General features: G+C 73.3%; 28 protein-coding genes. 11 read left to right on the top strand and 17 right to left on the bottom strand.

Going from position 1 to position 26,141, the window contains the following annotated elements; translation table 11 throughout:
- From IE124_RS14695 to IE124_RS14730, 8 genes are all read right to left on the bottom strand, one after another.
- The gene (locus IE124_RS14695; protein WP_189508507.1) at positions 1-435 is read right to left on the bottom strand and encodes a BlaI/MecI/CopY family transcriptional regulator; all 435 of its coding nucleotides are present in this window, start codon (positions 433-435) and stop codon (positions 1-3) included.
- Between the two features lie 139 nt (positions 436-574).
- Positions 575-754 (bottom strand): hypothetical protein, encoded by a 180-nt coding sequence (locus IE124_RS14700; RefSeq protein WP_189508199.1) that lies wholly within the window; start codon positions 752-754, stop codon positions 575-577.
- Between the two features lie 14 nt (positions 755-768).
- The gene (locus IE124_RS14705; RefSeq protein WP_189508200.1) at positions 769-1,368 is read right to left on the bottom strand and encodes a hypothetical protein; all 600 of its coding nucleotides are present in this window, start codon (positions 1,366-1,368) and stop codon (positions 769-771) included.
- A 139-nt stretch (positions 1,369-1,507) separates the two neighbouring features.
- Entirely contained in the window at positions 1,508-2,314 is an 807-nt protein-coding gene (locus IE124_RS14710) for a type III pantothenate kinase (protein ID WP_189508201.1), read from the bottom strand.
- The gene (nadC, locus tag IE124_RS14715; protein ID WP_229832468.1) at positions 2,314-3,348 is read right to left on the bottom strand and encodes a carboxylating nicotinate-nucleotide diphosphorylase; all 1,035 of its coding nucleotides are present in this window, start codon (positions 3,346-3,348) and stop codon (positions 2,314-2,316) included. The genes IE124_RS14710 and nadC overlap by 1 nt, the downstream gene beginning before the upstream one ends.
- Complete coding sequence (locus IE124_RS14720) at positions 3,345-5,042, bottom strand: L-aspartate oxidase (RefSeq protein WP_189508202.1); 1,698 nt, start codon at positions 5,040-5,042, stop codon at positions 3,345-3,347. Before IE124_RS14720 ends, nadC begins: the two co-directional genes overlap by 4 nt.
- Positions 5,039-6,136, bottom strand: a complete 1,098-nt coding sequence (gene panC / locus IE124_RS14725; RefSeq protein ID WP_189508203.1) for a pantoate--beta-alanine ligase — start codon at positions 6,134-6,136, stop codon at positions 5,039-5,041. Before panC ends, IE124_RS14720 begins: the two co-directional genes overlap by 4 nt.
- The gene (locus tag IE124_RS14730; RefSeq protein ID WP_189508204.1) at positions 6,133-7,092 is read right to left on the bottom strand and encodes a Rossmann-like and DUF2520 domain-containing protein; all 960 of its coding nucleotides are present in this window, start codon (positions 7,090-7,092) and stop codon (positions 6,133-6,135) included. Before IE124_RS14730 ends, panC begins: the two co-directional genes overlap by 4 nt.
- Positions 7,093-7,218: 126 nt before the next feature.
- On the opposite strand from IE124_RS14730, the gene IE124_RS14735 reads away from it, so the two are divergent.
- Positions 7,219-8,406, top strand: coding sequence for a threonine aldolase family protein (locus IE124_RS14735; RefSeq protein WP_189508205.1), 1,188 nt, complete (start codon positions 7,219-7,221; stop codon positions 8,404-8,406).
- A 121-nt stretch (positions 8,407-8,527) separates the two neighbouring features.
- Here the strand turns inward: IE124_RS14735 and IE124_RS14740 are convergent, their stop codons facing one another.
- Positions 8,528-8,746 (bottom strand): hypothetical protein, encoded by a 219-nt coding sequence (locus tag IE124_RS14740; RefSeq protein WP_189508206.1) that lies wholly within the window; start codon positions 8,744-8,746, stop codon positions 8,528-8,530.
- Between the two features lie 147 nt (positions 8,747-8,893).
- Here IE124_RS14740 and IE124_RS14745 point away from each other — a divergent pair, with 147 nt between their 5' ends.
- Complete coding sequence (locus IE124_RS14745) at positions 8,894-9,982, top strand: DUF5937 family protein (RefSeq protein ID WP_229832469.1); 1,089 nt, start codon at positions 8,894-8,896, stop codon at positions 9,980-9,982.
- Positions 9,983-10,260: 278 nt separating this feature from the next.
- Here IE124_RS14745 and IE124_RS14750 read toward each other — a convergent pair whose 3' ends face one another.
- Together IE124_RS14750 and IE124_RS14755 are read right to left on the bottom strand one after the other, a co-directional pair.
- Positions 10,261-10,944 carry a response regulator gene (locus IE124_RS14750; protein ID WP_189508207.1) on the bottom strand — a complete coding sequence of 228 codons (684 nt, stop codon included), beginning with the start codon at positions 10,942-10,944 and terminating at the stop codon, positions 10,261-10,263.
- Positions 10,945-10,961: 17 nt separating this feature from the next.
- Entirely contained in the window at positions 10,962-12,164 is a 1,203-nt protein-coding gene (locus IE124_RS14755) for a sensor histidine kinase (protein WP_189508208.1), read from the bottom strand.
- Between the two features lie 97 nt (positions 12,165-12,261).
- Between IE124_RS14755 and IE124_RS14760 the strand changes: the two genes are divergently transcribed.
- Together IE124_RS14760 and IE124_RS14765 are read left to right on the top strand one after the other, a co-directional pair.
- Positions 12,262-13,266, top strand: a complete 1,005-nt coding sequence (locus IE124_RS14760; protein WP_229832470.1) for an SAM-dependent methyltransferase — start codon at positions 12,262-12,264, stop codon at positions 13,264-13,266.
- A gap of 40 nt (positions 13,267-13,306) precedes the next feature.
- A complete protein-coding gene (locus IE124_RS14765) occupies positions 13,307-14,449 on the top strand; it encodes an NADH-quinone oxidoreductase subunit D (protein ID WP_141300557.1) in 1,143 nt (380 codons plus the stop codon).
- 19 nt (positions 14,450-14,468) lie between these two features.
- On the opposite strand, the gene IE124_RS14770 is transcribed toward IE124_RS14765, so the two are convergent.
- The 5 genes from IE124_RS14770 to IE124_RS14790 all read right to left on the bottom strand — a co-directional run bounded on the left by IE124_RS14770 (position 14,469) and on the right by IE124_RS14790 (position 18,800).
- Positions 14,469-14,972 carry a GNAT family N-acetyltransferase gene (locus IE124_RS14770; protein ID WP_189508209.1) on the bottom strand — a complete coding sequence of 168 codons (504 nt, stop codon included), beginning with the start codon at positions 14,970-14,972 and terminating at the stop codon, positions 14,469-14,471.
- The gene (locus IE124_RS14775; RefSeq protein ID WP_189508210.1) at positions 14,969-16,210 is read right to left on the bottom strand and encodes a hypothetical protein; all 1,242 of its coding nucleotides are present in this window, start codon (positions 16,208-16,210) and stop codon (positions 14,969-14,971) included. Before IE124_RS14775 ends, IE124_RS14770 begins: the two co-directional genes overlap by 4 nt.
- Before the next feature lie 130 nt (positions 16,211-16,340).
- A complete protein-coding gene (locus IE124_RS14780; RefSeq protein WP_189508211.1) occupies positions 16,341-17,330 on the bottom strand; it encodes an ABC transporter substrate-binding protein in 990 nt (329 codons plus the stop codon).
- 113 nt (positions 17,331-17,443) lie between these two features.
- The gene (locus IE124_RS14785; RefSeq protein WP_189508212.1) at positions 17,444-18,112 is read right to left on the bottom strand and encodes an ABC transporter permease; all 669 of its coding nucleotides are present in this window, start codon (positions 18,110-18,112) and stop codon (positions 17,444-17,446) included.
- Position 18,113: 1 nt separating this feature from the next.
- Entirely contained in the window at positions 18,114-18,800 is a 687-nt protein-coding gene (locus tag IE124_RS14790; RefSeq protein ID WP_189508213.1) for an ABC transporter permease, read from the bottom strand.
- A gap of 145 nt (positions 18,801-18,945) precedes the next feature.
- On the opposite strand from IE124_RS14790, the gene IE124_RS14795 reads away from it, so the two are divergent.
- A complete protein-coding gene (locus IE124_RS14795) occupies positions 18,946-19,938 on the top strand; it encodes an ABC transporter ATP-binding protein (RefSeq protein ID WP_189508214.1) in 993 nt (330 codons plus the stop codon).
- A 41-nt stretch (positions 19,939-19,979) separates the two neighbouring features.
- On the opposite strand, the gene IE124_RS14800 is transcribed toward IE124_RS14795, so the two are convergent.
- Positions 19,980-21,092 carry an alpha/beta hydrolase gene (locus tag IE124_RS14800; protein ID WP_189508215.1) on the bottom strand — a complete coding sequence of 371 codons (1,113 nt, stop codon included), beginning with the start codon at positions 21,090-21,092 and terminating at the stop codon, positions 19,980-19,982.
- A 165-nt stretch (positions 21,093-21,257) separates the two neighbouring features.
- On the opposite strand from IE124_RS14800, the gene IE124_RS14805 reads away from it, so the two are divergent.
- The 6 genes from IE124_RS14805 to IE124_RS14830 all read left to right on the top strand — a co-directional run bounded on the left by IE124_RS14805 (position 21,258) and on the right by IE124_RS14830 (position 26,140).
- A complete protein-coding gene (locus tag IE124_RS14805) occupies positions 21,258-23,120 on the top strand; it encodes a phosphatidylglycerol lysyltransferase domain-containing protein (protein ID WP_189508216.1) in 1,863 nt (620 codons plus the stop codon).
- Between the two features lie 51 nt (positions 23,121-23,171).
- Positions 23,172-24,032 (top strand): dihydropteroate synthase, encoded by an 861-nt coding sequence (gene folP, locus IE124_RS14810; RefSeq protein ID WP_189508217.1) that lies wholly within the window; start codon positions 23,172-23,174, stop codon positions 24,030-24,032.
- On the top strand, positions 24,029-24,517 hold the full coding sequence (locus IE124_RS14815; protein WP_189508218.1) for a nuclear transport factor 2 family protein: 489 nt from the start codon (positions 24,029-24,031) through the stop codon (positions 24,515-24,517). Before folP ends, IE124_RS14815 begins: the two co-directional genes overlap by 4 nt.
- Positions 24,518-24,638: 121 nt before the next feature.
- Positions 24,639-24,998 (top strand): dihydroneopterin aldolase, encoded by a 360-nt coding sequence (gene folB, locus IE124_RS14820; RefSeq protein ID WP_189508219.1) that lies wholly within the window; start codon positions 24,639-24,641, stop codon positions 24,996-24,998.
- On the top strand, positions 24,995-25,594 hold the full coding sequence (gene folK / locus IE124_RS14825) for a 2-amino-4-hydroxy-6-hydroxymethyldihydropteridine diphosphokinase (RefSeq protein ID WP_189508220.1): 600 nt from the start codon (positions 24,995-24,997) through the stop codon (positions 25,592-25,594). The genes folB and folK overlap by 4 nt, the downstream gene beginning before the upstream one ends.
- Positions 25,595-25,654: 60 nt before the next feature.
- Complete coding sequence (locus IE124_RS14830) at positions 25,655-26,140, top strand: DUF3180 domain-containing protein (RefSeq protein ID WP_189508221.1); 486 nt, start codon at positions 25,655-25,657, stop codon at positions 26,138-26,140.
- Position 26,141 lies beyond the last annotated feature (1 nt).

Consider the following 26,141-nt stretch of genomic DNA (forward strand, 5'->3'; position numbering starts at 1 on the left):
CTATCGCTCCCGGGCCTCGGATCCGTCGGCACCCTTGTCGGCCACGGCCTCTTCGGGCGGGGCGGGGATCGGGTTGTCGCGCTGGACGATACGGATGGCGTCGTTCAGCGCCTCGCGCTGGTCCGGCGACATCATGCCGAAGAAGGCGACGAGGGCGGCTGCGGGGTTGTCGCTCTGGGCCCAGGCCTCGTTCATCAGCGCGGCCGAGTAAGCGGCCCGGGTGGAGACCGCCGTATATCGATAGGCGCGGCCGTCGACTTCCCGGCGCACCCAGCCCTTCTGATGGAGATTGTCCATGACGGTCATGACGGTGGTGTAGGCGATGGACCGTTCCTGCTGGAGGTCTTCCAGAACTTCCCGGACGGTCACCGGGCGGTTCCATTGCCAGACGCGCGTCATGACGGCGTCCTCAAGCTCTCCCAATGGACGGGGCACAGTGCCACCATAGTTCGCAAAGAGTTGATAAGCGGCCATTTACGTGAGGAAACGCAACAACTCAAACAAAAAGGACGCACGACCTCGGAAGGTCGCACGTCCCGGTGGTGCGGGGTGCCTGGGGCGGGGAGAGGGGGCCTCAGGCGGAGGGCGAGCCGTCCGCCTGGCGGGTGGACTCGGCGCGGGCGAGGGCGGCGTCCACGACCGCGTCCTCCTTGGCCTTGTTCGGGCCGCCCTGGCTCTTGACGATCACGACGACGAGGGCGGTGAAGAACGCGGCCATCACGACGGGGGGCAGGAGCGCGGATACGTAGTCCATGCCGTCCAGAGTAGCTATCCGGCGGCCCGCTCCTCGGGCGGGGGCGGGGGTACGGGGCGTCGGCGCGGCGGGAAGACCTCGGAGGGCTTGGGCACCGGGCGGTCGCCGGGGGCGGGGCCGGACGGCGGGTTCGGCTTCGGCTCGCCGGCCGCCGCGCGTCCGCCGGGGAGGGCGAGCAGCCGCGCCCGGGGCGCGAGCGCCGCACCGGCGGGGGCGGGGGCGGTGGAGCCCGTCGCCTGGGAGACCCTGGCGAGCCGGGCGCGGACGGAGCGCTCGGCGAGGAGCCGGCAGCGGGCGAGCAGCTCGTCCGCGGCGGGGTTGGCGCGCAGGGCCCGCAGAGCGGCGAGGTCGTCGACCCCGGGGTCGTACCCGGCGGCGAGGGCGTCCCGGAGGAGGCCCAGATAGCCGGTCATCGACCCGGGGAGGGCGTCCCGGTAGCGGGCCAGGTCGTCGAGGAGGAAGGCACGCAGCCGGCCGGCCTCGCGTACCGCCTCGTCCACGGATTCGGCCAGGCGCAGGCAGTCCTGGACGTCCTCGTCCTGGAGGGGGGCAGGGTGGAGGGCGATGGCAAGGGCGCCTCGGAGCACACGCAGCTCGTCCGCGCTGAATGCCATGCCGCCGCGAGATCCGTATGGCGTGGGCATGGGCCGACGATACGCGCTAATCGGACAATTTTCTCTTAGCGATCATTCCGGCGCGCCGGAATGATCGCCGGTGCGAGGGCCGTCGCCGGGCGTCGGTGCGACCCGGCCCTCACATCCGCGAGACGTTCCGCTCGTACACCAGTCGCAGGCCGATCAGGGTCAGCCAGGGCTCGTGCTCGTCGATCTCCGTCGACTCGCCGAGGACCATCGGGGCGAGGCCGCCCGTGGCGATGACGGTGACGTCGGAGGGGTTGCCGTTCGGGCCGACGAGCTCGCGCTTCATGCGGGCGACGACGCCGTCGACCTGGCCCGCGTAGCCGAAGATGATGCCCGACTGCATCGCCTCGACCGTGTTCTTGCCGATCACGTTCCGCGGGCGGGCCAGCTCGATCTTGCGGAGCATGGCGCCCTTCACGCCCAGCGCCTCGACCGAGATCTCGATGCCCGGCGCGATGGCCCCGCCCGCGTACTCCCCGCGCGCGGTGACCGCGTCGTACGTCGTCGCCGTACCGAAGTCGACGACGATCGCCGGACCGCCGTACAGCTCGACCGCCGCGGCCGCGTTGATGACGCGGTCCGCGCCGACCTCCTTGGGGTTGTCGGTGATGACCGGAACGCCCGTCTTGACGCCCGGCTCCACCAGGACCGCCGGCACGTCCCCGTAGTACCGGCGGGTCACCTCGCGCAGCTCGTGCAGCACCGAGGGGACCGTCGCGCAGATGGCGATCCCCTCGATGCCGTCGCTCAGCTCGACGCCGAGCAGCGGGTGCATGCCCATGAGGCCCTGGAGCAGGACCGCCCACTCGTCGGCGGTCCGGCGCGGGTCCGTGGAAATGCGCCAGTGCTCGATGACCTCCTCGCCGTCGAAGAGGCCGAGCACCGTCTGGGTGTTGCCGACGTCGATGGTGAGCAGCATCAGACGGCCGCCTCGCGCAGGTCGAGGCCGATGTCGAGGATCGGGGAGGAGTGGGTGAGCCCGCCGACCGCCAGGTAGTCGACGCCGGTCGCCGCGTACGCCGCCGCGTTCTCCAGCGTCAGGCGGCCCGAGGACTCCAGGACGGCGCGGCCCGCGACGATCGCGACGGCCTCCTCGGTCTCGATCGGGGTGAAGTTGTCGAGCAGGATCAGGTCGGCGCCCGCGTCCAGGACCTCGCGGACCTGGTGCATCGTGTCGACCTCGACCTCGATCGGCACCTCCGGGAACAGCTCCCGCACGGCCTTGAAGGCCTGCGCGACGCCACCGGCCGCCACCACGTGGTTGTCCTTCACGAGGGCCGCGTCGGAGAGCGACATGCGGTGGTTGACGCCGCCGCCGCAGCGCACCGCGTACTTCTCCAGGGCGCGCAGGCCCGGGGTCGTCTTGCGGGTGTCGCGGACCTTGGCCTTCGTGCCCTCCAGGGCGTCCGCCCACGCGCGCGTGGCGGTGGCGATGCCGGAGAGGCGGCAGAGGATGTTGAGCGCGCTGCGCTCGCCGGTGAGCAGGTCGCGGGTGCGGGCGGTGACGCTGAGGAGTTTCTGCCCGGCCTCGACGCGCTCGCCGTCCTCGACGTGCCGCTCGACCTCGAACTCGTCCGCGCACACGATCGACAGGACGGCCTCGGCGACCCGCAGACCGGCGACGACACCGGCCTCACGGGCGGTGAAGTCGGCGGTGGCGACGGCGTCCTCGGGGACGGTCGCCACGGTCGTCACGTCCACCCCGCCGTCGAGGTCCTCGGCGATCGCGAGGTGGGCGATGTCCTCGACCTGTACGGGGTCGAGGCCGGCGGCCGCGAGCAGCTCGGCGAGCGCGGGGTCGAGGCCGCACTCGAACTCCTCCGCGCCGCCGCAGCCGCAGCCGTCACCACAGCCGCCGGCCTCGGCGTCCGCGGCGGGGGCGGCGCTGATCTGGATCAGAGGGACGTCCACGGGCTCGGGACGGCTCTCCTCGGGCGTGCTCGGCGTGGTCACTTACGGCTCCCTGGGGCGTCGACGGTCGGGGGGAAGTCAGCGGTGTCGGTGGTGCGGACGTCGAGGGTCCGCTCCGGGGTGAGGCGGACGACGAGGTGCCGCCGCCACGCCGTGTCGTCCCGGTCGGGGTGGTCCTCGCGCCAGTGGCAGCCTCGGGTCTCCTCGCGGCGGCGGGCGGCGGCGACCAGGACGCGGGCGACGCACAGCAGGTTGGTGGTCTCCCAGGACTCCACGCCGGGCTCGGCGGACTTGGTGTCGTCGCTGCCGCCCGCCAGGGCGTCCCTGTGCAGGTCGTCGAGGGCCACGGCGGCCTCCCGCAGGCTGCTCGCGGAGCGGAGCACGCCCGCGCCGGCCGTCATGACCCGCTGGATACGGGTACGGGCTCCGGCCACCGGCAGGGGCAGGGTCACCGGAACCGGGTGCGGCACGGCGGCGCCGGGCACGCGCGGCGCGGCGGCCGTGATCTCCTCGACGATCCGCTCGGCGAAGACCAGGCCCTCCAGGAGCGAGTTCGACGCGAGCCGGTTGGCGCCGTGGACGCCCGTGCAGGCGACCTCGCCGCACGCGTACAGACCCGGGACCGTGGTCCGGCCGCGCAGGTCCGTGCGGATGCCGCCGGAGGCGTAGTGCGCCGCCGGGGCGACCGGGATCGGCTCGGTCACCGGGTCGATGCCGTGGAGCCGGCAGGCGGCCAGGATCGTGGGGAAGCGCTCCGCCCACATCTCGGCGCCGAAGTGACGGGCGTCGAGGTACATGTGCTCGGTGCCCTGCTCCTGCATCCGCCGCATGATCGCCTTGGCGACGATGTCGCGGGGCGCGAGCTCGGCCAGCTCGTGCTGCCCGAGCATGAAGCGGACCCCGTCGGCGTCGACCAGGTGGGCGCCCTCGCCCCGGACCGCCTCGGAGACCAGCGGCTGCTGGCCCTCCGAGTCGGCGCCCAGGAAGAGCACCGTCGGGTGGAACTGGACGAACTCCAGGTCGGAGACCTCGGCCCCGGCGCGCAGCGCGAGCGCGACGCCGTCGCCGGTGGAGACCGCGGGGTTGGTGGTGGCGGAGAAGACCTGCCCCATGCCGCCGGTGGCGAGGACCACGGCGGGGGCGTGGACGGCTCCGACGCCGTCGTGCTGGCCCTCGCCCATGACGTGCAGGGTCACGCCCGCCGTCCGGCCCTCGGCGTCCGTCAGGAGGTCCAGGACGAGGGCGTGCTCGATGGTGCGGACGCCCCGGTCCCGTATCGCCTCGACGAGGGCGCGGGAGATCTCCGCGCCGGTCGCGTCGCCGCCGGCGTGCGCGATCCGGCGGCGGTGGTGGCCGCCCTCGCGGGTCAGCGCGATCTCGCCGTCGGCGGTCTTGTCGAAGTCGGCGCCGGTCGCGATGAGGCGGCGCACGGCCTCGGGGCCCTCCGTGACGAGCAGCCGTACGGCCTCCTCGTCGCAGAGCCCGGCGCCGGCGACGAGGGTGTCGTCGAGGTGCTGCTCGGGGGTGTCGCCCTCGCCGAGCGCGGCGGCGATGCCGCCCTGGGCCCAGCGGGTGGAGCCGTCGTCGAGCCGGGCCTTGGTGACGACGACGGTACGGAGCCCGGCGGCGGTGCAGCGCAGGGCGGTGGTGAGGCCCGCGACGCCCGAGCCGACCACGACGACGTCGGCGTCGATGGCCCAGCCCGGCGCGGGCGCGTGCAGCCGTATTCCGGTCACTTGGTGGCTCCGAAGGTCAGGGGGATGTTGTCGATGAGCCGCGTGGTCCCCACCCGCGCGGCGACCGCGAGGACCGCCTCGCCGTCGTGGTCGTCGGCGACCTCGGTGAAGTCGGCCGGGTCGACCAGGGCCAGGTAGTCGAGGGTGAGTGGCGGCTCGGCCTTCGCCGCGCCGTCGAGGACGGCCAGGGCCGCGGCCCGGACGGCCCCGGCGCCGCCGCGCTCGGCCGCCTGCGCGACCGCGTGGGCGTCGGCGGCGGCCCGGGCCTCGCCGAGCCGCGAGAGCGCCTCGGCGCGGGTCTCGCCCCGGCCCTGGGCGCCCGGCAGGGAGACGGCACGCGCGCGCAGCGCCTCCTGGGCGGCGAGCCGGTCACGGGCGGCGAAGAGCGCGCCGGACAGCGCGAGGGCCGTACGGCGCTCCTCGGCCGACAGATAGCGGTTGCGGCTGGAGAGGGCGAGGCCGTCGGTCTCGCGGACGGTCTCTACGCCGACGATCTCGACCGGGAAGTTCAGGTCGCGGGCCATCCGGCGGATCAGGGCCAGCTGCTGGGCGTCCTTCTGGCCGAAGAAGGCCAGGTCGGGCGAGGTGAGGTGGAGGAGTTTGGCGACGACGGTCAGCATGCCGTCGAAGTGGCCGGGCCGGGAGGCGCCTTCGAGGCGCTCCCCCATGGGGCCGGCGGTGATCCGGACCTGCGGCTCGCCGCCCGGGTAGACCTCGTCGGCGGAGGGCGCGAAGACGACGCTCGCCCCGGCGTCGAAGGCCAGCTCCAGGTCGGCGTCGAGCGTGCGGGGGTAGCGGTCGAGGTCCTCGCCGGCGCCGAACTGGAGCGGATTGACGAAGACGGTGACGACGACGAAGCCCTCGGCGCCGACGCGCTCGCGGGCAGCGCGGATCAGGGTGGCGTGGCCGTCGTGGAGGGCGCCCATGGTCATGACGACGGCGTTGCGCCCGGGGGCGCCGTGGTGCGCGCGGGCGTGCGCGAGGGCGTCGGCCGTGGGGACCAGCTCGGCGGGCCGGTGGCGGGCGGGCCGGCCGTCGGCGGGGGCGGCCCCTTCGGGGGTGCCGCCGGTGCTCTGCGGGGCGGACAGGGTCATCGGTCGTCTCCTCGCGGCCCGTCGGCTGCGGTGGTGCTGTCGGCGGCGAGCACGCCCAGCAGGTCCTCGGCGAGCTCGGGCTTGAGCAGGCCGTGCGCGAGCGCCCGGTCGGCGGTCGTGCGGGCCATCGCCAGATAGCCGGCGACGGTGCCGGGCGCGTGCTTGCGCAGCTCGGCGACGTGGGCCGCGACCGTCCCGGCGTCGCCGCGCGCGACGGGTCCCGTGAGGGCCGCGTCCCCGGACCGCAGGGCATTGTCCAGAGCGGCGCCGAGGAGGGGGCCGAGCATGCGGTCGGGCGCGGCGACGCCCGCCTTGCGGAGCAGCTCCATCGACTGGGCCACCAGGGTGACCAGGTGGTTCGCGCCGAGGGCCAGGGCCGCGTGGTAGAGCGGGCGGGCGTCCTCGGCGATCCACTCGGGTTCGCCGCCCATCTCGATGACCAGGGCCTCTGCCGCGAGCCGCAGCTCGTCGGGCGCGGTCACACCGAAGGAGCAGCCGGCCAGCCGCTGGACGTCCACGGCGGTGCCGGTGAAGGTCATGGCGGGGTGCAGGGCGAGCGGGAGGGCGCCGGCCCGGCGGGCGGGGTCGAGGACCTGTACGCCGTACCGCCCGGAGGTGTGGACGAGCAGCTGTCCCGGCCGTACGGCTCCGGTGTCGGCGAGGCCCTCGACCAGACCCGGCAGGGCGTCGTCGGGGACCGTCAGGAGGACGAGGTCGGCGAGCGCGAGGACGCGGGCGGGCTCGACGACCGGGACGTCGGGCAGGAGCTCGGCGGCGCGGCGCCGGGAGCGGTCGGAGACCGCCGAGACGGCGACGGGGCGGTGGCCCGCGAGCTGGAGCGAGGCGGCGAGGGCGGGGCCCACACGGCCCGCGCCGACGACTCCGACGGTGAGCCGTGCGGGACGGTCCTCGGGGCGGGGCTCTGGTCGCGGCTCTGGCGCTGCTGGTGCGTTCACGATGGGGACGGCCTTCCGTTCCAGTCCTCGGCGGGTACCGGACGATTTCTGGTCATGCTACGCCAGCGTTTCGCGCTCCTCCCGTGGCTGTCCACAGGCTGTGGGCAGCGGTGTGATGATCACCCCATGGACATCAACGCAGATGTGGATCCCGTGGATTCCGAGGACTCGGCGGACGAGCAGGAGCTCCGGCTGTACCGGGCGAAGCTCTGGGCCGGCGCCGAGCGGAGGCTGTGGCACACCTCCGTCGAGGGGACGGTCGGGGAGCGGCTGCGCGAGCTCGTCGACTGGGCGGAGCGCGAAGGCCACGCGGACGGCCCCGTCGACATGTACGGCGACGGGCTCGTGGAGGAGGTCGAGCGGCGCGTGGCCGAGGAGCTCGGTCTGCCCGCCGCCGTGTTCTTCCCGACCGGCACGATGGCCCAGCAGGTCGCGCTGCGCTGCTGGGCCGGGCGCACCGGCAACCCCGTCGTCGCCCTCCACCCGCTCGCCCACCCCGAGGTCCACGAGGGCGGGGCCTTCGGGGCCGTCTCCGGGCTCCGCACGGTCCACCCGACCGACGCGCCGCGGCTGCCGACGGCCGAGGAGGTGCGCGACCACCCGGAGCCCTTCGGGGCGCTGATGCTGGAGCTGCCGCTGCGCGAGGCCGGCTTCGTCCTGCCGTCGTGGGAGGAGCTGACGGAGGTGGTCGAGGCGGCCCGGGAGCGGGACGCGGTCGTCCACTTCGACGGGGCCCGCCTGTGGGAGTCCACGACGGCTTTCGGCCGTGGGCTGCCCGAGATCGCGGGGCTCGCCGACAGCGTGTACGTCTCGTTCTACAAGTCCCTCGGCGGCCTGTCCGGGGCCGCGCTCGCGGGCCCGGAGGACGTCATGGAGGAGGCGCGGGTCTGGCGGCACCGTTACGGAGGGCTGGTCGCCCAGCAGTACCCGGCGGCGCTCTCCGCGCTCCGCGGCCTCGCCGTCGAGCTGCCGCTGCTGCCCTCGTACGTGCGGCACGCGCGCGTGGTGGCCGAGGCGGTGCGGGAGGAGTTCGCGGCGGCGGGCGTGGGCTGGTCCCGGGTCCACCCGGAGGTCCCGCACACCCACCAGTTCCAGGTCTGGCTCCCGTACGACCCCGACGTCCTGTCGACCGCGGCCGCGGAGCAGACCGAGGCCACCGGAACCGCCCTCTTCCGCCGCTGGTTCGGCCCGGGCGCGGCGGGGCCGCCGGGGGTCGCCGTGACCGAGCTGACGGTGACGCGGCCCGGGCTGGAGTGGACGGCGGCGGACGTACGGGCGGCGGTGCGGGACTTCCTGTCCCGGATCGAGGGTTGAGCGGCCCCGGGTCGAGGGCTGAGCGATTCCGGGATCGAGGGCTGAGCGATTCCTGGGTCGAGGGCTGAGCGATTCCGGGATCGAGGGCTGAGCCGGATCGCCCCCTGAACCGGCGGTCCGGTCAGCGGTCGACGCGGGGGCGCAGCCACCGGTGCAGGGCCTGCAGGGCCGTACGGACGGTACCGTGCGCCGGACGGCCCGCGAGGACCCGCTCGAAGCGGCGGCGGTCGCGGACCGCCCGCAGGACGGCGACGTCGTGGGTGCCGGGTGCCGGGGGCATCGGTTCGCCGAGCCGGGCGGCGCGGTAGGTGTCGAAGAGGTACTGATGCAGCGCGTTCATGACCTCACCGTGCGCCGCGCTCCGGCGCCCTGGCGCGGCGTTTGACGGCTCCCGTCAAACGGCGCTCCCGGGCCGCCCCGCCCGCCGATTGACGGCACTCGTCAAACGGCGCGACACCACCCCCGCCGCACCCCGCACCATAGGGGCGTGAGCGTGACGATCGACATCACCGGACTGCCCCAGGAGCGCCTCGTCTTCTGCCCCTCGCCCCTGGGCGAACTGGGCGCCGCCCTGCACGCCCTGGCCGAGCCGGCGCACCACCCCCGGCTGCACGCCTGGACGACCACGACCGCCGCCGCCCTCAAGCCCGAGCTCGCCGACCGGCTCCACGAGGCCGACTTCATGTGGCGCTCCACGCGCTCGGACATCCTGCTGCCGTCGCGGCCGCGGGGGACCCTCGCCGAGGAGCTGGACGACCTCGACCGCATGGACGACGAGAAGTACGTGGGCTCGGCCCTGGAGATCTCCTGCGCCAGCCACTACACGCACGGCGCGCCGTCCCCGCTCGTCGACGAGCGGATGCGCCGCCGCGCCCTCGACCTGGCCTCCGCGCGCGGCCCCCGGCAGGTCGCCTTCGTGGAGCGGATGCTGGCCGACCCGCCCGGCACGCGCGCGTGGATCCGGCGGCTCCTGGAGGACTGCGACGAGGCCTTCTTCGCCGACACCTGGCGCCGCGTCGGCGTGCAGCTCGCCGCCGACGCCCGCCACAAGACCGAGCTGATGCGCCGCAAGGGGCTCGCCGAGGCCGTTTCCGCCGCCTCGGCCGCGATGGTCCTGGAGGAGGACGAGCGGGGCTCCCGGATCGTCGTCGACAAGCTGGTCCAGGGGCGCACGAGCGCCGAGGGAACGGGCGTGACGTTCCTGCCGACCGCCTTCGGCTGGCCGCACCTCTTCGCCCTGCACACACCAGGCTGGCAGCCGGTCGTCCAGTACCCCGTACCCACCCGCGACCTCGGCGGCGCCACCGCGACCGAGTCCGTCAAGCTGCGCCTGGAGGCGGTCGCCCACCCCATGCGGATGCGGCTGTGCCGCAGTCTCGCCCGGGGCGCGTACTCGACGGGCGAGCTGGCCGACGCGTACGGCATCACCGCCCCCGAGGTCTCCCGGCACCTCGCGGTCATGAAGAAGGCCGGACTGGTCACCACCCAGCGGCGCGGCCGGTACGTCCTGCACCAGCTCGACGTGACCGTCGTCGCCCGGCTCGGCAGCGACTTCCTGGAGTCGGTCCTCCGCTAGGTCCTGTCGTCAAACTCCCGCCTGCCCCGCAACGCCATGCACGCACTCTCACCGCACCGGGCACAGACCCGCGTACATCCAGTACGCGGGCCCGCGCCCGGCACGCCGAGAGCACGCACCTGACGCCGCAGGGCCCGCCCTTCGGGCGGACGACTGGAGTTTGACGACAGGACCTAGGCCCTGTCGTCACATACCCGTCTGCCCCGCAACGCTCCCCCAGCTACCGCTGGGAGGTGCCCCCAGGCACGCACTCCCTAGGACGGGCCCCAGGACAGGCCCTACGAGGCCGCGCCGCCGCCCGCGCGGACCAGGCCCGACTCGTACGCGAGGACCACGACCTGGACCCGGTCACGCAGGCCCAGCTTGGTCAGGATCCGGCCCACGTGCGTCTTCACCGTCGCCTCCGAGAGGACGAGCCGCGCCGCGATCTCGCCGTTCGACAGGCCCTGCGCGACCAGCATCATCACCTCGCGCTCCCGGTCCGTGAGCCGCGCGAGCGCGGTGTCGACGGCCCGCGTCTCCGTCCCCGTCGACGGCAGCATCGGCGAGAAGCGGTCGAGCAGCCGCCGGGTCGTCGAGGGCGCCACCACCGCGTCGCCGCTGTGCACCGACCGGATCGCGCCGAGCAGGTCCGCCGGCGGCACGTCCTTCAGCATGAAGCCGCTCGCGCCCGCCTTCAGCCCCGAGAAGGCGTACTCGTCGAGGTCGAAGGTGGTCAGGATCAGCACCTTCGGCGCGCCCGGCTGCGAGCAGATCCGCCGGGTGGTCTCCACCCCGTCCAGCTTCGGCATGCGCACGTCCATCAGGACGACGTCGACCGCCGTGGAGCGGAGCACCTCGAGGGCTTCGACCCCGTCCCCCGCCTCCGCCACGACCTCCATGTCCGGCTGGGCGGCGAGCACCATGCGGAAACCGGTGCGCAGCAGCACCTGGTCGTCGACGAGCATCACGCGGATGGACATGTCAGGAAGATCCTCTTCTAGTGAGCGGGCTTGAGGGGGAGCAGGGCGCTGATCCGGAAACCACCGCCGGGGCGCGGCCCCGCGTCCAGCGTGCCGCCGACCATGCCGACCCGCTCGCGCATCCCGATCAGACCATGACCGCGCCCGTCGGCGCCGCCGTCCTCGTACATCTCCTGCGGTGCGCCGCGACCGTCGTCCTCGACGAGCAGCCCGAGGCCGTCGTCGAAGTAGACCAGCCGGACGCTGGCGCCGACGTCGGGACCGCCGTGCTTGCGCGTGTTGGTGAGCGCCTCCTGCACGATCCGGTACGCGGTGAGCTCGACGCCGCTGGGCAGCGGACGCGGGCTCCCCTCGATCGCGAAGTCGACGGTGAGGCCGGCGCTCCGGACCTGCTCGACGAGGTCCTCGATCTGCTGCACGTCGGGCTGGGGCACGTACTCACCGGCCTCCTGGTGCTCGCCGGTGCGCAGGATGCCGAGGAGGCGGCGCATCTCGGCGAGGGCCTGCCGGCCCGTGGTGGAGATCGTCTCCAGGGCCTGCTTGGCGGTCTCGGGGGACGAGTCCATGACGTAGGCGGCGCCGTCGGCCTGGACGACCATCACCGACACGTTGTGCGCGACGACGTCGTGCAGCTCGCGGGCGATCCGGGCGCGCTCGGCGGCGACCGCGACCTTGGCCTGGGCCTCGCGCTCCTGCTCCAGGCGGGAGGCCCGCTCCTCCAGCTGCGCGAAGTAGGCGCGGCGGGTGCGGAGCGAGTCGCCGAGAACCCAGGCGAGCGCGAAGGGGACGGTCATGATGACCGTGAAGAAGACCGTGGCGGCGGCGGATTCGATGCCGTCCATGGGCCATCTCAGCGCCGAGAGCGTGGCCGCGCTCAGTCCGCCGACGAGCGCGAGGCGGGACGCCCAGCGGGCTCCGTCGTGCGCCGCGACCGTGAAGACGATCACGAGCATGGCGAAGTCGGCGACGAACGGTTCCAGGCCGAGGGCGAGCTGGACGAGGCCGAGGGCGACCGTCAGCAGCAGCATCTTCTCCGGGGCGCGTCGGCGCAGGGCCACGACCAGGGAGAGGAGCACGGCGACCACCCCGTACGCGAGGGGGTTGCCGACGGCCGGGGAGGTCGTCCCCACCCACAGCAGGGAGAACCCGAGGAGGACGACGGCCCAGAAGGTGTCGACGCCCGTCGGGTGTCTGCGGAGGAAGTCGTAGAGGCGCTGCACGTCACCCAGAGTAGGGAAGGCCGATAGGTGCAGGGATCAACCGTTGGGCCGATCCTTGACGACGGGGCCGTACTCCCCGAGGTGGAGACTGGGGTCCGTGACGGATGACGTGACGGGTGAGACGTGTCAGTGGCGGGGGTGGCGCGAGGCCACGGAGCAGGCGCTGTACGGCCCGGGGGGCTTCTATCTGCGCCCCGAGGGACCCGCGGGCCATTTCCGTACGTCGGTGCACGCCTCCGCGCTCTTCGCGGGGGCGGTGGCCCGGCTGCTCGGCGAGGTCGCGGAGGAGCTGGGGACGGCCGGGGTCGATCTGGTGGACGTGGGCGCGGGGCGCGGTGAGCTGCTGACGGCGGTGCTCGCGGCGACCGCGGGGACGGGTCTGGACGTCCGGGCGTCCGCGGTCGAGCGCGCCGCCCGCCCGGCGGGGCTCGACGAGCGGATCGTCTGGACGGACCGGCTGCCGGGGCCGGGGAGCGTGCGCGGGCTCCTCTTCGCGAACGAGTGGCTCGACAACGTGCCGGTGGACGTGGCCGAGGCCGACGCGACGGGCGTCGCCCGGTACGTGGAGGTCCGCGCGGACGGTACGGAGCGGCTCGCCGCGCCCGTCGCGGGCCCCGACGCGGAGTGGCTGGCCCGCTGGTGGCCGCTGCGGGAGCCCGGCGCGCGGGCCGAGATCGGGCGGCCCAGGGACGCGGCGTGGGCGGCGGCGGTGCGCTCGCTCGCGGCGGGGCGCGCGGTGGCCGTCGACTACGGGCACGTACGGGACGCCCGGCCGCCCTTCGGCACCCTGACCGGCTTCCGGGACGGCCGCGAGGTCCCGCCGGCACCGGACGGCGGCTGCGACGTGACGGCCCACGTGGCGGTGGACGCGTGCGCGGCGGCCGGGGGCGGGGACGGAGGAGCGGAGCTGCTCACCCAGCGGGAGGCCCTGCACCGGCTCGGGGTGTCCGGGGGGCGTCCGCCGCTCTCCATGGCCTCGGCCGATCCCGCCGGCTACGTCCGCGCGCTCGCCTCCGCCGGCGAGGCCGCCGAGCTGACCGCCCGCGGCGGTCTGGGCGATTTCCACTGGCTGGTCCAGCGGGTCGGGCCCGCCGCAGGGTGACCCGTGGGCCGGGGACGCGGGGCAGGGGATACTGTCCCGCATGACGGAGACGACGGTCGGAATCGGCGGCGCGGCGGAGAGCACCGACATGGTGCTGAACATCGGCCCGCAGCACCCCTCGACCCATGGCGTGCTCCGCCTCCGGCTCGTGCTCGACGGCGAGGTCGTCCAGCAGGCCGAGCCGGTGATCGGCTACATGCACCGCGGCGCCGAGAAGCTCTTCGAGGCGCGTGACTACCGGCAGATCATCATGCTGGCCAACCGTCACGACTGGCTTTCCGCCTTCTCCAACGAGCTCGGGGTCGTCATGGCCGTCGAGCGGATGCTGGGCATGGAGGTCCCCGAGCGCGCCGTGTGGACCCGCACGCTCCTCGCCGAGCTGAACCGGGTCCTCAACCACCTCATGTTCCTCGGCTCGTACCCCCTCGAACTGGGCGGGATCACCCCGGTCTTCCACGCCTTCCGGGAGCGCGAGGAGCTCCAGGCCGTGATGGAGGAGGTCTCCGGCGGCCGGATGCACTACATGTTCAACCGGGTCGGCGGCCTCAAGGAGGACCTGCCCGCCGGCTGGCTGGGGCGGGCGCGCCAGGCCGTCGCGGACGTCCGCTCGCGGATGGACGTGTACGACCGGCTGGTCCTCGGCAACGAGATCTTCCGAGGCCGTACGCGCGGCGTCGGCGTCCTGTCGCAGGCCGCGGTCCACGCGTACGGGGTGTCCGGGCCGATCGCACGCGCCTCGGGTGTCGACTTCGACCTGCGCCGCGACGAGCCGTACCTCGCCTACGGGGAGCTCCAGGACACGCTGCGGGTCGCCGTGCGCGAGGAGGGCGACTGCCTGGCCCGCTTCGAGTGCCTGCTCGACCAGACCCACAACGCCCTGGACCTGGCGGACGCCTGCCTGGACCGGATCGCCGACCTGCCGCAGGGGCCGATCAACCAGCGGCTGCCGAAGGTGCTGAAGGCGCCGGAGGGGCACACGTACGCCTGGACCGAGAACCCGCTCGGCGTCAACGGCTACTACCTGGTCTCCAAGGGCGAGAAGACGCCGTACCGGCTGAAGCTCCGCTCCGCGTCGTTCAACAACATCCAGGCGCTGGTCGAGCTGCTGCCGGGGACGCTCGTCGCCGACATGGTCGCGATCCTCGGCTCGCTGTTCTTCGTCGTCGGCGACATCGACAAGTAGGCACGGCCCGTCCGCCGGGTCAGGCGTGGCGCATGACGACGTACTCGCGCTGCTCCTCGCCCGGGCGCCGGCGGTCCACGACCGTCCAGCCCCAGCGCGCGTACCGCTCCGTCAGTTCCGGGACGTCGAGAGTCATGAGCATGGCCGGGCCCGGCGAGCCGACCACGAGCAGCCCGTCGTGGAGGGACCGGCCGATGCCCTGGCCCTGCCGGCCGGGGGCGACGACCAGCTCGGCCAGCTCGAACAGGGGCGCGTCGCCGGACAGGGCGGTGTCGGTCCATCCGGCCGCGAAGCCGAGCAGGGCGGCGTCGGCAAAGTCGGTGCCGTCGTCGGCATACGCGGCAGCCGCGCAGAAGCCGTCCTTCCGCGCGGCGCTGTCGAGCAGCCGGTCCACGGTCCGTACGGCGCCGAGCGGGGGCTCGTGCCAGGGCGATCCGGCGAAGGCCTGGGCGCACAGGGCGATCAGTTCCTCACGGCGACGGGTCGCCTCGGCCGCCGTGAGGACGGAGAGCCGGAACGTCACGAGTTGACGGCGCCGCGCAGCTCGGCCACGTCGAGCTGCTCCGTCTCGTCGTGCGCGGTCAGGTCGATGACCTCGCCGATCGTCCGGGGCGGCACCGGCGCCGGCGGCGCGAGGGGGGCGAGCGGGACGAGGAACGGGGTCTCGGCGGCCAGGGCCCCTTCGAGGACCTCCTCGCCCACGACGTCGGCGAGGTCGGTGTTCTGCACGGCCTCGATGGCCGCCGCCTCCTTCTGCGTACCGAAGAAGTCGAACCCGCCCTCGGGGCGCGGGGTCTGCCTGCGGGCCGGGACGATCGCCGCAGCCACCTGGACGGCGGGCACGCGCGTGATCCCGGTGGGCGGGACGGGCCTGGGCGCGGGGGCCGGGGTCCCGTCTGCCTTCACGGCCTCGGCGGCGTTCGCGCCCTGGGAGTCCGTCTCGGAGCCCGTCCCGGATTCCGGTGCCTGGTCCGGCGCCTGGTCCGGCGCCTGGTCCGGCGCCGAGGGCGCGGCAGGCAGTGCCGCCTGCGCGGGGGCGGGTCCGAGGGCGGGGGCGGCCGTACGGCTGTGCTGCTCGGTCCCGGCGGCCGCCGCGTGCTTCCCCTGCGGCTCCTCCGTCTCGCGGGCCCGCTCGGCGAGGTCCCGGGCGCGGGCCGCCTCGGCGGTGCGCCGGGCGTGCTGGGCCGCTGCGTTGCGCGGGAGGTCCTTCAGGGCCTGCGCGGCGCGGCGGTAAGCCTCCGGGGTGGGCGTGGACCCGGCGGCGGGCAGGGCCTTCGCGCCGGTGCCGGCCGCCTCGGCCGTGGTGGTCGCCTCCAGGGCGAGGACGCGGCGGCCCTCCAGCGCGCTCGCGCGCTCGGTCTCCGCGGTGGCGTACCGGCGGAGGAGGTCGGCGTGCTCGCCGCGCAGCCCGGCGAGCTCGACGCGCTTGGCGCGGAGCTTGGCGTCGAGCCGGGTCCGCAGACCGCGGGACTCCTCCAGGTCGGACTCCAGCTCGGCGACCCGCTCCTCGGCCTTCCACTGGTCGGCGGTGCGGGCCCGGTTCAGCTCGGCGACGCGGGCGCCGGCGCTCCGGTCCCAACTCCGCATGAGGACGGCGCCGGTGACGGCGGCCGCGGCGGCGGCGACCGCGAGCAGCCGCACGACCAGGAGGTCTCCGGGCAGCCAGACGACCGCGGCGCACACGACCGCGGCGCCTGCGACCGCGGAGGGCGGCAGCAGCTTGTGCAGAGGCGGGGAATGGCGGTGGCGTCCACGTGGCATGGCCTGAAATTTACCGTGCGTAGGGACCATGTGGGGTGTCGGCCCGGGAATCTCTTGGCCACTTCTCGCCAGAAGAAGTGGTGATCAACCCTTCCGGTTCCGTTTCGGGCCGACTTCCCCCGCCCTGGACCTACTTGTTGAGCAGCCCCTTCGCCGTCAGATAGTCCTTGGCGACGTCTTCCGGCTTCGCCCGCTCGGCATCCACCTTGCGGTTGAGTTCGGCGAGATCCGCCGTCGTCAGGACCTTGGTGATCTTGTCGAGGGCGGCCGCAATCCCGGGTGCACCCGCGTCCTTGGCGTTGACCACGGGCAGGACGTTGTCCGCGTTCTGCAGCTTCTTGTCGTCCTCCAGGAAGACGAGCCCGAAGTTCTCGATCGTGGCGTCCGTGGTGGTCGTCAGGACCAGCTGGTCCACCCCGTCCTTGACGGCCTGCTTGGCCTGCGGGGTCCCGACCCCCTTGGGGTCGATGCCGGCCACGTCGATCCCGTACGTCTTCTTCAGGCCGGGCGCGCAGAACGGCCGCACCGCGCATTCGTCACCGGCCGCGATCTTCACCTTCAGCTTCGCGCGGCCCAGATCGGAAAGGGTCGTCAGCTTGTTCTTCTCGGCGAATTCCTTGGTCACCGCGAAGGCGTTCTGATCGACGGCCCCGCCGACCGCGAGCACCTTCAGACCACGCGGTTCGGCGAGCTTCCGCAGCGCCTCGACCGTCGCGTCCGCGTCACCCGAAGCGACCGGCTTGTCCTCGGGCGCCTTCGGGCCGTTCACCTTCGCGTTGAGGAATTCCGCGATGGTCGCCGCGTATTCCGGTACGACGTCGATCTCGCCGCTCTCCAGGGAGGGCTCGTACAACTCGCGATTCTTCACGGTGGTGACGGATACGGAGTATCCGGCGTCCCGCAGCGACTGGGCGTACAGCTCGGCCAGCACCTTCGACTCGGTGAAGGCCGCAGCGCCCACGACCAGCGAGCCCTTCCCCTCTCCCGTGGACGCGCCGCCGGAGTTCTTCCTGCCCCCCTCCAGGCTGTCACCACCGCACGCGGCGAGTGCGACGGCAAGCGCCGTCGTCCCCAGCACCGCACCCGCGACACGCGAGACCCTGTTCACAAGACCACCCATCTCCGTCATCAACTTCAGCAGGCCGTTCGGCCGTTCGTCGTTCCGTTACCCAGCTGCTCAGTCGCTCGGTTACTCGGTCGCTCGGTTACTCGGTCGCTCAGCCGCTCGTTCGCTCAGCCGCTCGTTCGCCTGGCCGTCAGGAGCCGGTCCACTCCCACGAGCACCGCCTCCACCAGGAGGGCGAGCAGGGCCACCAGCACCGCGCCCGCGACCACCTGCGCCGTGTCGTAGAGGGCGAAGCCGGCCGTGATGATCCGGCCGAGACCGCCCTGACCGACCATCGCCGCGACCGTCGCCGTGGCGACGACCTGCACCGCCGCCGAGCGCACCCCGGTCATCACCACCGGCCCCGCCAGGGGCAGTTCGACGCGCCGGAAGACCTGGCCGCCCGTCATCCCCATGCCCCGAGCGGCCCGCACCGCGGACCGGTCCACCTCCCGCATCCCCACGTATGCGTTGGTGAGGAGCGGCGGTATCGCGAACAGGACGAGGGCGACGACGGTCGGCACATAGCCGGCGTTTCTCAGGGGCGAGACCATGAACAGCGCGAGGACCGCGAAGACGGGGACCGCCCGGCCCACGTTGGACACGTTCACCGCGAGCGCCCCGCCCCGGCCGAGATGGCCGAGCCACAGGCCGAGCGGCAGCGCGAGGGCCGAGGCGATCAGCAGTGCCGCCCCGCTGACGTACACGTGCTCCGCGAGCCGCTGCCCGATGCCCTCCTCGCCGGTCCAGTGCGCGCCGGTGGTGAGCCAGGCCCAGGCGCCCGTCACGATCTCCACCTCACACACCCCCCGGCGCGGTCCGTATCCGGGTCCACGGCGTGAGGAGCCGCTGGAGTCCCAGGAGCAGCAGGTCGGCGGTGACGGCGAGCAGCACGCACAGCACGGAGGCGGCGAGCACCTGCGCCTTGAAGAAGGTCGGCAGCGCGTCCTCGATGAGATTGCCGAGCCCGCCTCGGCCGACGACCGAGCCGACCGTCGTCAGCGCGATCGTGGAGACCGTCGCCATCCGTATGCCGGCCATCAGCACCGGCAGGGCCAGCGGGAGTTCGACCTGCCAGAGCAGCCGCCACGAGCCGTACCCCATGCCCCGGGCGGCCTCGCGCGTCTCGGCCGGCACGGCGTCGAGCCCCGCCAGCGTGTTCCGCACGAGGATCGTCAGCGCGTAGAGCACGAGGCCGGTCACGACGAGCGCCGCCGAGAGCCCGAAGACGGGCAGGAGCAGCGAGAACATCGCGAGCGACGGCACCGTGTAGAGCAGGGTCGTCAGCCCGAGGACAGGGCCCGCGAACCGCGGCCTCGCCCGTACGAGCAGCGCCAACGGCACGGCGACGAGGATCGCGAGGAGCACGGACACGACCGTGATTCCCACATGCTGGAGGGTCGCCTCCGTCAGCTCCTCGCTGCGCGTCCGCAGATACTCCCCGCATATCCAGTCGTTGGTGACCAGACAGTTCGGCGTGCTCATCCGCCCCTCCCCCCGGGTCGCCCGCTCGCTCCGAACGTATGTCTGACGACCCTAACCCCGGCCACCGACAATCACCGGGATCCGCCACAATGCGGCAACACGCCCTTCACACACCCCCGTCGGCCAGGGGCCAGAATGGGGAACCATGATCCGGTTCGAGCACGTGACCAAGCGGTACGCGGACGGCACCACGGCCGTCGACGATCTCTCCTTCGAGGTCGCCGAGGGCGAACTCGTCACCCTGGTCGGGCCGTCCGGCTGCGGCAAGACCACCACGATGATGATGGTCAACCGGCTCGTCGAACCGACCTCCGGCCGCGTCCTCGTCGACGGCCGCGACATCGCCGGCGTCGACCCGGTCGCCCTGCGCCGCAAGATCGGCTACGTCATCCAGCAGGTCGGGCTCTTCCCCCACCGCACGGTCCTCGACAACACCGCGACCGTCCCCGCCCTCCTCGGCTGGAAGAAGGCCGCCGCACGCGCGCGTGCCGCCGAACTCCTCGACCTCGTCGGCCTCGACCCGGCCGTCTACGGCTCCCGCTACCCCGCCCAGCTCTCCGGCGGCCAGCGCCAGCGCGTCGGCGTCGCCCGCGCGCTCGCCGCCGACCCGCCCGTCCTCCTCATGGACGAGCCCTTCGGCGCCGTCGACCCGGTCGTCCGCGAGCGCCTCCAGAACGAGTTCCTCGCGCTCCAGGCCACCGTCCGAAAGACCGTCCTCCTCGTCACCCACGACATCGAGGAGGCCGTCCGCATGGGCGACCGCATGGCCGTCTACGGGCAGGGCCGCATCGAGCAGTTCGACACCCCCGCCACCGTGCTCGGCTCCCCCGCCACCCCGTACGTCGCGGACTTCGTCGGCAGCGACCGCGGGCTCAAGCGGCTCGCCGTCACGCCCGTCACCGAGGCCGACCTCGACATCCGGAAGGGAAGCCCCGAAGGGGACGTCGGAGGCCCCGAGGAATACGAGAACGGCGCCCACGTACCCCTCGGGTCCTCCCTCAAGGACGCCCTCGCCCTGCTGCTCCAGCACGACACCGGCCGCCTCACGGTGACCGACGCGGCCGGCCGCCCCCTCGGTGTCCTCACCCCGGAGGGAGTCCACCGCGCGCTCCGCAGGGCCACGGCGGAACAGACGTGAAGTCGTGAGGGGAGCGGACGCGCGGAGCCGAGGCCCCGGCCTCAGGCCGCGCTGAGCCGCCCGGCCATCCAGACCAGCCCCGGCGGGATCTCGCGGTTCCACGTGTTGAAGTTGTGGCCGCCGCTCTCCAGCGTGATCGACGAGACCCGCGCCGGGCTCTTCACCTTCTTGACGAAGTCGAGCGTCCCCTTCAGATTGCCCTCGCCCTGCTTCGACGTCGTCACCAGGAACGACGACTTCCCCTGCGGCAGATGGTCCAGGCTCCACAGCAGGTTCCCCCGCTTGCGCAGCCGGTCGTCGCCGTGGAAGAGGTCGCCCGTCGTCACGTCCTCCGCCGCCTTGTAGTACGCCGAGAGGCCCGCCCCCGCCGCGTACCGGTCCGGGTGGTGCAGCGCGATCTTCAGCGCGCAGTACCCACCGGTCGAGTTCCCCATGAAGCCCCAGTTCCGGGGCTTCGTCCCCACGCGGTACGTCTCCGAGACCGCCTTCGGCAGATCCTCCGCGAAGAAGGTCTCCGTCTGCGGTCCGCCCGGGATGTCCACGCACTCGGTGTCCCGCGGCGGCGCCACCGTCGGACGCAGCATCACCAGGATCATCGGCTGCATCTTCCCGGCCTTCGCCTGGGTGTACGCCGTCCTCGGGTACTTCAGGCCCTTGAGCAGGTTCTCGGCCGTGCCCGGGTATCCGGTGAGCACCACCGAAGCCGGGAAGGTGTTCTTCGCGTACTGCTTCTGGAAGTACTCCGGCGGCAGGTAGACGTAGGCCGGCGAGGTGATCCCCGACCTCTCCCCCTTGATGACGACCTTCTGTATCTGGCCGCCGACCTCGGGCCGGGACCCGCCGGGCACCTTCAGCGCCTGCTTCTCGACCACCTGCACGTCCTTCGCGGCGGCCGAGTGGTCGACGACCACCCCCATGTCCTGCTCCTGCCCGAACAGGTCCGCCCAGGAGCCGTAGAAGAGGAAGGAACGGTTCGCCGCGAGACCCACCGCCGCGAACAGCGCCACCTGGGTCACGAGCAGCAGCCCCACCCGCCCCACGACGGCACGCCAGCCGCGCCGCGCGAGCCGCGGCCAGAGCCAGACCGTGACGAGGAACAGCGCCACGGCCAGCACGACGGCCAGCACGAGGACTTTGTTGCTGATGAGCCCCATGAGACGCCCGAGCCTTCTTTCCAAGAATTTCCTGTGAACCGATGAACCCGGCTCCGTGCGACTCCGTCCTAGAGAGCGCACCAGCCGGTAAGGCCCGCCGAACGCGCCGCAGGGCCCGGCCGGAGTCAGAGACCCCTCGCAGGACCACGGGAAGTACGGGAAGCCATGTCTGTCACGGTAGATGGGGACAAATCGCGATTGGTTCCGGTTCAGGTACGCCGGATTCTGCGCGGCCCCCGCCCCGAGAAGGTCCCCGCCCTCGTCGGCACCGCCTGCACCCTCGGCGGCCTCATCGACATCGCCGCCGGAGTCTTCCCCCGCTTCCGCGCCAGCCGCATGCACGCGGTCGCCGAAGTCCTCCCCGGCACCCTCGGCCACCTCTCCGCCGCCCTCTCCCTCAGCGCCGGCGTCCTCCTCCTGCTCCTCGCCCACGGCCTCAAGCGGCACAAGCGCCGGGCCTGGCGCGCCGCCGTCGTCCTCCTCCCCGTCGGCGCGGCAGCCCAGTTCGTCTGGCGCCACTCCGTCATCGGCGCCCTCTTCTCCCTCGCGCTCCTCGCACTGCTGCTGCGCCACCGCGCCGAGTTCGCCGCCCTCCCCGACCCGCGCAGCCGCTGGCGGGCACTCGCCAACTTCGTCGTCATGGGCGCCGGATCCATCGCCCTCGGCCTCGTCATCGTCAGCGCCCACCCCCGCCGCGTCGTCGGCGACCCCAGCCTCACCGACCGCCTCGAACACGTCCTGTACGGACTCCTCGGCTTCGAAGGCCCCGTCGCCTACACCGGCGGCGTCGACTGGACCGTCGGCTACTCCCTCGGCGCCCTCGGCATGCTCACCGCCCTCACCACCACCTACTTCGCCTTCCGCCCCGAGCACCCGGCCGCCCGCCTCACCGACGACGACGAGACCCGGCTGCGCGCCCTCCTCGACCAGCACGGCGGCCGCGACTCCCTCGGCCACTTCGCCCTCCGCCACGACAAGGGCGTCGTCTTCTCCCCCAGCGGCAAAGCCGCCGTCTGCTACCGCGTCGTCTCCGGCGTGATGCTCGCCAGCGGCGACCCCATCGGCGACGTCGAGGCCTGGCCCGGCGCCATCGAACGCTTCATGGACGAGGCCAAGGCCCACTCCTGGACCCCCGCCGTCATGGGCTGCTCCGAGACCGGCGGCCAGGTCTGGACCCGCGAGACCGGCCTCGACGCCCTCGAACTCGGCGACGAGGCGATCGTCGACGTCGCCGACTTCTCCCTCTCGGGCCGCGCCATGCGCAACGTCCGCCAGATGGTCAAGCGCATCGAACGCAACGGCTACACCACCCAGGTCCGCCGCGTCCGCGACCTCGACGACGAGGAACTGGAACGAGTCCGCCGCGCCGCCGCCGACTGGCGCGGCACCGACACCGAGCGCGGCTTCTCCATGGCCCTCGGCCGCATCGGGGCCACCGGCGACGGAGACGCCGTCATAGCGACCGCCCACAAGGACGACCCCGAGGACCCGGCCCACCCCGCCTCCCCCTACGGGGACCTCAAGGCGATCATCCACTTCGTGCCCTGGGGCCCCGACGGCATGTCGCTCGAACTCATGCGCCGCGACCGCTCCGCCGACCCCGGCATGAACGAACTCCTCATCGTCGCCGCCCTCCAGGCCTCCCCCACCCTCGGCATCGAACGCGTCTCCCTCAACTTCGCCATGTTCCGCTCCGCCCTCGCCCGCGGCGAGAAGATCGGCGCGGGACCCGTCCTGCGCGCCTGGCGCGGACTCCTCGTCTTCCTCTCCCGCTGGTTCCAGATCGAGTCGCTCTACAAGTTCAACGACAAGTTCCGGCCCCGCTGGGAACCCCGCTTCGTCGTCTACCGCAAGAGCCGCGACCTCCCCCGCATCGGCCTCGCCGCCATGCGCGCCGAAGGATTCGTCACCGTCTCCCTCCCCCGCCTCTTCCCGCACCGCCGCCCCGCCCGCGCCCCACGCCCCTGCGCCCACATCGTGCCCACGCTCACCCCGGCACCCGCCGAGCGCGAGGTCCAGGCCGCCTGATCCACACCGCCTGATCCCACCCCGGCAGGCCCTGGGCCCTAGGCTGGAGACATGAGTACGACGATCGACCGGGGCACTGCCCAGGGCCTGCCGGAGTGGGACCGCTGCGCGGTCATGGGCGTGGTCAACGTGACCCCCGACTCCTTCTCCGACGGCGGCCGCTGGTTCGACACCACGGCCGCCGTCAAGCACGGCCTCGACCTCGTCGCCCAGGGCGCCGACCTCGTCGACGTCGGCGGCGAGTCCACCCGCCCCGGCGCCAGCCGCGTCGACGAGGACGAAGAGCTCCGCCGCGTCGTCCCCGTCGTCCGCGGCCTCGCCGCCGAAGGCGTCACCGTCTCCGTCGACACCATGCGCGCCACCGTCGCCGCCCGCGCGGTCGCGGCCGGCGCCGTCCTCGTCAACGACGTCAGCGGCGGACTCGCCGACCCCGCCATGGTCCCCGCCGTCGCCGCCGCCGAGGTCCCCTTCGTCGTCATGCACTGGCGCGGCTTCAGCCGGGGCATGAACGACCTCGCCGTGTACGACGACGTCGTCGCCGAGGTCGTCGCCGAACTCCGCACCCGCCTGGACGCCGTCGTCGCCGGCGGCATCACCCCCGAACGCATCGTCGTCGACCCCGGCCTCGGCTTCGCCAAGCTCGCCCCCCACGACCTGGCCCTCGTCGCCCACCTCCCCGAGCTCCGCGCCCTAGGCCGGCCCCTCCTCGTCGCCGCCTCCCGCAAGCGCTTCCTCGGCCACGTCCTCACCCGCGACGGCGCCACCCCGCCCCCCGCCCGCGAGCGCGACGCCGCCACCGCCGCCGTCTCCGCCCTCGCCGCCCACGAAGGCGCCTGGGCCGTCCGCGTCCACGAGGTCAGGGCCACCGCCGACGCCGTACGCGTCGCACGCGCCGTCGAAGGAGCCAGGTGACCGACAGCCACCGCCAGTCCGACCGCGCAGCCGTGGAAGCCGCCAACACCGCCTTCTACGAAGCCATGGAGACCGGCGACTTCGAAGCCGTCTCCGCCCTCTGGCTCGACGACGGGGCCACCCCCATCAGCTGCGTCCACCCCGGCTGGCCCGTCCTCACCGGCCGCGGCGAGGTGCTCCGCTCGTACGCCCTGATCATGGCCAACACGGAGTACATCCAGTTCTTCCTCACCGACCTCAGGATCTCCCTGGCCGGCGGCACCGCCGTCGTCACGTGCACCGAGAACATCCTCAGCGGCGGACCGGCCGAGGACGGAGCCGAGCTCGGCCCCCTCGTCGGCCAGCTCGTCGTCGCGACCAACGTGTTCCGCGACACACCGGACGGCTGGAGGATCTGGTCCCACCACGCCTCTCCCGTCCTTACGGAGACCGAGGACACGGACACCGAAGGCCCCGGCGTCGACGGCACGGAACCCCCGGCCTGAGCCACCCTTGGCCCCCCGAGGGCAAGCGCTGTCGGTCCTCGCGGGTAGATTCGAAGTGGACACCCGGCCGTCCGCACCCGGCTGCGTGGCCACCCGAACTACGACAGCAGGAGTGATTCGCGTGGATCGTGTCGCGCTGCGCGGCCTCAAGGCCCGAGGCCACCACGGCGTCTTCCCCAAGGAGCGCGAGGAGGGCCAGACCTTCATCGTGGACCTTGTCCTCGGTCTGGACACGCGCCCGGCGGCCGCCGACGACGACCTGGCGAAGACCGTGCACTACGGCGTCGTCGCCGAGGAAGTCGTCGACGTCGTCCAGGGCGAACCCGTCGACCTCATCGAGACCCTGGCCGAGCGCATTGCCCAGCAATGCCTCAGCCACGCCGGGGTACAAGAGGTGGAAGTCGTCGTCCACAAGCCGGACGCCCCCATCACCGTGCCCTTCGACGACGTGACCATCACGATCACCCGGAGCCGACGATGAAGCCGACGCAGAGCGACCCCACCGTCCAGCCCGTACCGGCCTCCGTCGTCGCCACCGTCGACGCGGCCGACACGACCCTGTCCAACCCCCGCTGGGCCGTCCTCTCACTCGGCGCCAACCTCGGCAACCGCCTGGAGACCCTCCAGGGCGCCGTCGACGCCCTCGGCGACACCCCCGGCCTCCGGGTCAAAGCCGTCTCCCCCGTCTACGAGACGGCCCCCTGGGGCGTCGAGCCGGGCACCCAGCCCTCATACCTCAACGCCGTCGCCCTCGTGAAGACGACCCTGCCGCCCTCCTCCCTCCTGGAGCGGGCCCACGCCGTCGAGGAGGCCTTCCACCGCGTCCGCGAGGAGCGCTGGGGCGCCCGCACCATCGACGTCGACATCATCACGTACGCCGACGTCGTCTCCGAGGACCCCGTCCTCACCCTCCCGCACCCCCGCGCCCACGAGCGCGCCTTCGTCCTCGCCCCCTGGCACGACGTGGACCCCGCCGCCCAGCTCCCCGGCCGCGGCGCCGTCTCCGACCTGCTCGCCGCCCTCGGCAGCGCGGGCGTCACTCCCCGTGTCGACCTGGAACTCCGTCTGCCCGAGTAGTCGTTACGCTTCGTGGCAGACCGCCCACGACCACGACCACGACCACGTGAAGGACACCCGGTGAAACAACTGCGGCTGAAGGTACTCACCGGACTGTTCCTCGTGGCGGGCATCCTCTCCTGGGGCGCCGCCCGCCTGTGGGACTCCGTCGGCACCCTCCCCAGCGTGCCGATCGCCGCACCGATCGTCCTCGCCGTGATCGCGGTCGTCCTCATGGCGACCGCCCTGTCGATCCGCATCCGCCTCAAGGCCCAGCGCGAGCGCCGCCCCGGCGCCAAGGGTGTCGAGCCCCTGATGGCGGCCCGTGCGGTGGTCTTCGGCCAGGCGAGCGCCCTGGTGGCCGCCCTCGTCGCCGGCATGTACGGCGGCACCGGCGTCTTCCTCCTCGGCTCCCTCGACGTCCCGGCCCGCCGCGACCAGGCCCTCTACGCGGCCCTCGCGGTCGTGGCGGGCATCGGCGTCATCGCGGCGGCCCTCTTCCTGGAGCGCGTCTGCAAACTCCCGGAAGACGAGAACGGCGAAGGCCCGGGCAAGGCCCGGGCCTGAG

It is taken from the genome of Streptomyces narbonensis, from assembly GCF_014649015.1.
In the GTDB taxonomy this organism is placed as follows: Bacteria; Actinomycetota; Actinomycetes; order Streptomycetales; family Streptomycetaceae; genus Streptomyces; species Streptomyces narbonensis.

Coding starts and splice junctions, on each gene's coding strand:
- IE124_RS14700 (WP_189508199.1), bottom strand. CDS start 754: ATGGACTACGTATCCGCGCTCCTGCCCCCCGTCGTGATGGCCGCGTTC.
- IE124_RS14705 (WP_189508200.1), bottom strand. CDS start 1,368: ATGGCATTCAGCGCGGACGAGCTGCGTGTGCTCCGAGGCGCCCTTGCC.
- IE124_RS14710 (WP_189508201.1), bottom strand. CDS start 2,314: ATGCTGCTCACCATCGACGTCGGCAACACCCAGACGGTGCTCGGCCTC.
- panC (WP_189508203.1), bottom strand. CDS start 6,136: ATGACCCTGTCCGCCCCGCAGAGCACCGGCGGCACCCCCGAAGGGGCC.
- IE124_RS14735 (WP_189508205.1), top strand. CDS start 7,219: ATGGACATCAACGCAGATGTGGATCCCGTGGATTCCGAGGACTCGGCG.
- IE124_RS14740 (WP_189508206.1), bottom strand. CDS start 8,746: ATGAACGCGCTGCATCAGTACCTCTTCGACACCTACCGCGCCGCCCGG.
- IE124_RS14750 (WP_189508207.1), bottom strand. CDS start 10,944: ATGTCCATCCGCGTGATGCTCGTCGACGACCAGGTGCTGCTGCGCACC.
- IE124_RS14765 (WP_141300557.1), top strand. CDS start 13,307: ATGACGGAGACGACGGTCGGAATCGGCGGCGCGGCGGAGAGCACCGAC.
- IE124_RS14775 (WP_189508210.1), bottom strand. CDS start 16,210: ATGCCACGTGGACGCCACCGCCATTCCCCGCCTCTGCACAAGCTGCTG.
- IE124_RS14780 (WP_189508211.1), bottom strand. CDS start 17,330: ATGGGTGGTCTTGTGAACAGGGTCTCGCGTGTCGCGGGTGCGGTGCTG.
- IE124_RS14790 (WP_189508213.1), bottom strand. CDS start 18,800: ATGAGCACGCCGAACTGTCTGGTCACCAACGACTGGATATGCGGGGAG.
- IE124_RS14795 (WP_189508214.1), top strand. CDS start 18,946: ATGATCCGGTTCGAGCACGTGACCAAGCGGTACGCGGACGGCACCACG.
- IE124_RS14800 (WP_189508215.1), bottom strand. CDS start 21,092: ATGGGGCTCATCAGCAACAAAGTCCTCGTGCTGGCCGTCGTGCTGGCC.
- IE124_RS14805 (WP_189508216.1), top strand. CDS start 21,258: ATGTCTGTCACGGTAGATGGGGACAAATCGCGATTGGTTCCGGTTCAG.
- folP (WP_189508217.1), top strand. CDS start 23,172: ATGAGTACGACGATCGACCGGGGCACTGCCCAGGGCCTGCCGGAGTGG.
- folK (WP_189508220.1), top strand. CDS start 24,995: ATGAAGCCGACGCAGAGCGACCCCACCGTCCAGCCCGTACCGGCCTCC.